The organism is Candidatus Kryptobacter tengchongensis (genome assembly GCF_001458555.1).
Taxonomy (GTDB): Bacteria; Bacteroidota; Ignavibacteria; order Kryptoniales; family Kryptoniaceae; genus Kryptonium; species Kryptonium tengchongense.
The window spans coordinates 49517-55516 of sequence record NZ_CZVH01000032.1 but is presented as its reverse complement, the minus strand read 5'-3'; the positions used below and the strand labels follow the sequence as shown (position 1 = coordinate 55516).

The 6000-nt window shown below is 37.7% G+C and carries 5 protein-coding genes; 1 reads left to right on the top strand and 4 read right to left on the bottom strand.

Translation table 11 applies throughout. From position 1 onward, the window contains the following. A partial coding sequence (locus tag AT685_RS03155; protein ID WP_234696224.1) for a PfkB family carbohydrate kinase occupies positions 1–334 on the top strand: 334 nt, incomplete at its 5' end. Between the two features lie 820 nt (positions 335–1154). Here the strand turns inward: AT685_RS03155 and AT685_RS03150 are convergent. From AT685_RS03150 to lon, 4 genes are all read right to left on the bottom strand, one after another. After that, entirely contained in the window at positions 1155–1349 is a 195-nt protein-coding gene (locus tag AT685_RS03150) for a helix-turn-helix transcriptional regulator (RefSeq protein WP_072150035.1), read from the bottom strand. A 155-nt stretch (positions 1350–1504) separates the two neighbouring features. Continuing rightward, positions 1505–2275, bottom strand: coding sequence for a CotH kinase family protein (locus tag AT685_RS03145; RefSeq protein ID WP_072151516.1), 771 nt, complete (start codon positions 2273–2275; stop codon positions 1505–1507). Between the two features lie 115 nt (positions 2276–2390). Further along, positions 2391–3503, bottom strand: a complete 1113-nt coding sequence (dnaJ, locus tag AT685_RS03140; RefSeq protein ID WP_072150046.1) for a molecular chaperone DnaJ — start codon at positions 3501–3503, stop codon at positions 2391–2393. Between the two features lie 108 nt (positions 3504–3611). Continuing rightward, entirely contained in the window at positions 3612–5984 is a 2373-nt protein-coding gene (gene lon, locus AT685_RS03135; protein WP_072150047.1) for an endopeptidase La, read from the bottom strand. Positions 5985–6000: the final 16 nt, after the last annotated feature.

Genomic DNA, 6000 nt, shown 5'->3' with positions numbered 1-6000 from the left:
TTTAGATCTCGGGGTTAAGGTAATGGTTATAACTAAAGCTAATCTTGGGGCAACGGTTTATTATTTTGCCAATGGGCTTAAAAGAGTGGATCTTAAAGCTTTTGAGGTTGATGTTGTTGATCCAACGGGTTGTGGTGATGTTTTCGGCTCTGCTTTCTTCTATAGGTATTCAAAAACTTTAGAACCTGTTATATCAGCAGAATTTGCGAATTATGTCGCTGGATTAAATGCAACAAATTCAGCTATTTTCATCGCAATTTCCCCCACAATCTCATCCGGAACCCCATCAATCGCCTTTGATTTCAAACGCATATCTGGAACCTCATTAACATAATCAACCACGACAAACGCTTTATCGCCATTTTTAACAGTAAATGCGATCTCGCTTGAGAAAAAATCAAGTTTGCAAACTTGATATATCTTCCTCATTATATTTTCAATTTCACCAAGCCCCCAACTTCTAATTTCCTCATCTTTCACCACCTCATAAACTTTAACTTCGTTATCCCACCAACAGGTTAACACCTCACCAAGGATATAGAAAGATCTAAACCATGCTTTCTTCCCGTCAAGATAAACCGGGTAAATCATCTCTTGAACAAGATAACTATCGTATGGAAATTCTTTTCTTGCCTCAATTATATCCCAAACAGAATGTCCAATTTTAACACCAATTCCACCTCCCGTTTCCGTTGATGGTTTGATAACAAATGGTATCTTAAGCTTCTCAAAAACTTCCTCATTTATCTTAAATTCAGGAGATTCATCAAATGGAGGGAGAATAATCGTAAATGGCAAATTAACACCCGCATCTGAAAGCTCAATGTGCATCCTCGCTTTATCCAAGGCGTAAAGCATATTATCATATCTGTTGATTATCCTCGTTCCCAAAGATTCAAGCAGGGAATTCAACTTGAGGAAATCATCATTTGTATCCGATGCCCTATCAAAATAAACCAAAAACCTAACATCCCCTTTTTCTACCCCCTTATAAACCTCTCTTATATTTGCTGGGGTGATAAAATAAACGGAAACACCCAACTTTTCACATTTCTCCCCGATCAAATTTACAAAATCAAAGTCATACTCCCATTCCCAAGCAACACCAAGTTGATAAACCTTCGTCATTAAGTGATGATTATTTCAAAATAAAATTATTTTTTCTTCTTTGGCAAACCCTTCTGAATAATTTCAATTAACTTATCACGATACTTCTTTGCAACCCTCTTACCTTTAATGATCTGTGAAATATAAGATTCTGTTACACCAAGCGCTTCCGCAAGATCTTTTTGTTTGATGCCCTTCTTCAAAAGCATCACCTTAATGTCGGTTGGCGTTAGTTTCTTCATTTTCGCCTCCTGAAGTTAAGTTTAAATGTTTTCACTAATATATTAACAAATTTCACCCTAAATGTCAAGATATAGGCGTAACAATAGAATCTGGGTAAATACTTATTAGGATGGAATTTAAAACGATAGCGAGTTGAAAACTATAAATTTATTTCTCAAATTTCCCCTTCATCAGAGAAAAGATTGATCCTGGCTATACCAAGAGTTTCAAGAACAAACCAATTTATCAACGACTCACTGAAAAATCTCCTTTCAACAAATTCGTGAAAATTTTCAACTGGAGTTTGATTTATTTCTTGAATCAATTGGATTAAATCAGAGTAATTACTATCGGCGGGAAATTTTTTCTCATAACAAAGATAATAATTACTTGAATCTGTTGGGATAGAAAGATCACCACAATGATAATTATCCGATGGTTCGTATAGAGAACCTCCTGGGCTAAAACCAAATTTTTCGGGATTACGCTTCAAAGTTTCATCAATTCTCTCAACAAAAAGATAAAGCCCATAATTTTTATTGTTGATATAAAGGTTAGCATAATATGTTTCAGGTCCAATCATTCCCATCGCTCTCCACAAATCCCATGTAAGTTGCTCTCGCATCAGTGATTTATCCGTATACATAGCATTAAACCCCATTCTACTCCATCCCTCAAACTCACTTCCTTTCTTAAACCTGATATAAAAAGGTTTCTTCGGATAATATCTTGAACTATGCCCTTTAAATCTGATTTCTCCACGATACTGTGCCCCTTCCGCAACAAATTTAATTGGTATCCATGTATTATCCCATATACTGCGTGAATAAAGAAGGTATAAGCTATCCGGATGAATGTAAATATAAAACTCTCTAACCTGAGAAAATGTAGCTTGAATTAGAAGAATTAAAAAGTAAAAAAGCAACAGCACTTTTTTACTTATCATCCCTTCTATGCCATTTTTTGAAAAAATTATAAAAAAATTGACAAATTTTCAAGTAAAAAACAACAAATTTGAAAATTCTAACAAACTGCTCTACACCCAGGCAACTGAAACAATTTTAATACTTTAGATTACCTTCTTTCGCAAATTCTTCAATGAGTTTTCGCTGTTTTTCATTTATTTTTTCGGGAATTTCAACTCTAACTGTGACATACATATCACCAACGCCACCATTTGATCTCACCCCAAGCCCTTTCAATCTAAATGTCGTCCCATTTTGAGTTCCAGGCGGAATTGTCAATTCTACCTTATTCCCATGAATTGTTCTAATTCTAATTTTACTTCCTAAAATTGCTTGTGCTATATTGATTGGTATTTCAACATAAATATCGTTTCCCTTACGTTTGAAAAATTTATCATCTTGGACTTTAATGTGAACATAGAGGTCACCATTTGCGCCCCCATTAATTCCGGGTTCTCCCTCGCCTTTAATTCTCAAAGTGGTCCCGGTATCAGCCCCAGCCGGAATTTTTATTTTAATTTTTCTTGTTGTCAAGATTTGCCCTGTGCCACCGCAACTATAGCAAATTTCTGAAATAATTTTCCCACGCCCATAACAGTTCGGGCATGGTCTTGAAAATGCAAACATTCCTTTGACATCAGAGATTGTCCCAGTTCCTTTACAAACCGGACAGGTGCTTACCCTCGCCCCTGGTTTTGCACCTGTCCCACCACAAACACTGCAAACTTCCTTCCTTGGAACATCAACATATATCTCGCCTCCGTTAACCGCTGTTGAGAAGGGTATTTCAACGGTTATATTTATATCATCTCCTTTTACTGCGCCTCTTTTGCCTTTTCTAAAAAATTCCCCTCTATCAAAAAATTGATTCAAAAGGTCCTCAATGAACGAATCACCAACCGTGAAATTAAAACCTTCACCAAAACCTGTTCTGAAATTAGAAAATATATCTTCAAAGTTAAATCCCCCGGGAAATCCACCACCTTCAAATTTGGCGCCAAATTTCCTAAGTTGATCGTATTGCTTTCTTTTTTCTGGATCGGAAAGAACACTATATGCCTCGTTAATTTCTTTAAACTTTTCCTCCGCCTGTTTATCTCCTGGATTCCTGTCCGGGTGATATTTCATCGCAAGTTTTTTATATGCCTGCTTTATCTCATCAATCGTTGCATTTTCGCTTACACCAAGTATTTTGTAATAATCTTTCATCTTCACATCACCTCCATTTTTATATAAACAAAAGGCGAATCATTCCGATTGTTCGGAACAATTCGCCTTAAAGTTTACAACGAATGGATTTAAAAATTTCATTCACATTTACTCAACTACTTCACAAACTTCTTCTTTCTTAACGGCAAGTTCAAGGACTTCATCCATTTCCCTTACAAAGTAAAACTCCATCTCGCTTCTGACCTGTTCGGGTATTTCCTCAACATCAGCTTTATTCTTCTCTGGCAAAATTACCTTTTTAATTCCAGCTCTGTGTGCTGCAAGAACTTTCTCTTTTATACCACCGACTGGCAAAACCGCACCGCGAAGTGTGATCTCGCCTGTCATTGCAATATCATTACATACAACTTTTCCTTTGAGCAAAGAATAAAGCGCTGTTAATATCGTAACTCCAGCTGAAGGTCCATCTTTTGGGATAGCTCCAGCTGGCACATGTATATGAATATCGTATTTTTCCCTAAAATCTGGATCAATCCCAAACTCATCAGATTTTGAAGCTATATAACTTAATGCTATATGTGCTGACTCCTTCATGACATCACCTAATTGACCTGTAAGATGCAGTGCTCCTTTTCCTTTCATCTTTGTTGCTTCAACAAAAAGGATTTCTCCACCAACGGGGGTCCAGGCAAGCCCCATCGCTATACCTGGTTTATTAATTCTTTCAGCTGCCTCATGATAATACTTCGGTTGTCCAAGATATTTTGGAATCACATCCTCAGTTATCGTCGTTGGCTCTGTTTTACCTAACGCAACATCTTTAGCAACGCCACGGCATATATCTGCAATTCTTCTTTCAAGGTTCCTGACCCCGGCTTCACGTGTGTATGAATTTATTATTTTCCTTATCGCTGAATCTTCAAACTTTATCATATCTTCAGTTAATCCATGAGCCTTTATCTGCTTCGGTACGAGAAAATATTTCGCTATGTTTAATTTCTCCTCTTCAATGTAGCTTGGTATCTCAATTATTTCCATCCTATCTCTCAAAGCAGGTGGGATTGGTTCAATCATGTTAGCAGTTGCTATAAACATAACTTTTGAAAGATCAAATGGAACTTCAATGTAATGATCGCTGAACGAGTGATTTTGTTCAGGATCAAGAACCTCAAGCAAGGCAGCTGCAGGATCACCACGGAAATCTGCACCAATTTTATCAACTTCATCAAGCATAAAAACAGGGTTATTTGACCCAGCTTTTCTAATCCCCTGGATTATCCTCCCTGGCAAAGCTCCTATATAAGTTCTTCTATGTCCTCTTATCTCAGCTTCGTCATGAACACCGCCAAGCGAAATCCTTACAAATTTTCTCCCGAGCGCCTCAGCAATTGACCTCCCAAGCGATGTCTTACCAACGCCAGGGGGACCAACAAAGCAAAGTATTGGACCACGCATATCATTTTTCAATTTGCGAACAGCAAGATACTCAAGTATTCTCTTTTTGACCCTTTCAAGCCCATAATGATCTCTCTCAAGTATCTCTTCAGCCTTCTTTATATCAAGGTTATCTTCGGTTGAGATGCTCCATGGCAATTCTATCAACCAGTCAAGATAAGTCCTCGCAACAGTATATTCAGCCGAGGATGGATGCATTCTTGATAATCTTTCCAGTTCCTTTAACGCAACCTTGCGTGCTTCCTCAGGCATGTTTGCCTTCTCAATTTTCTCCCTTAACTCCCTAATTTCCGCACCTTCCTCATCCTCACCAAGTTCTCTTTTTATTGCCTTCAACTGCTCTCGGAGGAAATACTCTCGTTGATTTTTCGTGATTTCATCCTGGACCTCCGCCTGAATCTTGTTCCCAAGTTCAAGTCGTTGTGCATGTCTGTTTAAAATAAAATGACATTTCCTCAAACGCTCTTTTATATTAACCTGTTCAAGGATCTCTTGTTTCTCCGCAACTGAGACATTTAAAATTGAACCAACAATATCGGGCAAAGCATATATATCATCTGTCCCACTAACCATATTCGCCTGCTCAGGGGTTAAGTCAGGTGATAGTTCAACGACTTTTTTAAAAACATTTTTTATCGCGACAGCAACTGCTTCATCTTCAAGGTCAATCTCACCTTCATCATCAACCTGTTGAATTACCCCTCTTAAATAAGGCTCCTGCTGTATAAAGGATAGAATCTTCGCACGATGCAAACCCTGAACAAACACACTCTTTGAACCATCCGGCAAATTATAAACTTTGAGTATCTTTGCAACTGTCCCAAAATGATAGATATCATCAGGCGTCGGCTTCTCTATCTGAGGTTCCTTCTGCGCAACGATCAAAATAAGTTCACCACTTTTGCTGACATCTTCAATTAATTTTATAGTGCTTTCCCTACCAACTGAAAGAGGCATGAATTGCTTTGGGAAAAACACAGAATTCCTAAGCGGTAAAATTGACATCGCCTCAGGAATATGAACATGTTTTTCAGGATTTCGTGTGAACTTGAGTTCTTCTCCCATGGCTTTATGTTTTTTT

Bases quoted from the DNA above. Each gene is read 5' to 3' on its own strand.
- AT685_RS03150 (WP_072150035.1), bottom strand. From the start codon at position 1,349: ATGAAGAAACTAACGCCAACCGACATTAAGGTGATGCTTTTGAAGAAG.
- AT685_RS03145 (WP_072151516.1), bottom strand. From the start codon at position 2,275: ATGATAAGTAAAAAAGTGCTGTTGCTTTTTTACTTTTTAATTCTTCTA.
- dnaJ (WP_072150046.1), bottom strand. From the start codon at position 3,503: ATGAAAGATTATTACAAAATACTTGGTGTAAGCGAAAATGCAACGATT.
- lon (WP_072150047.1), bottom strand. From the start codon at position 5,984: ATGGGAGAAGAACTCAAGTTCACACGAAATCCTGAAAAACATGTTCAT.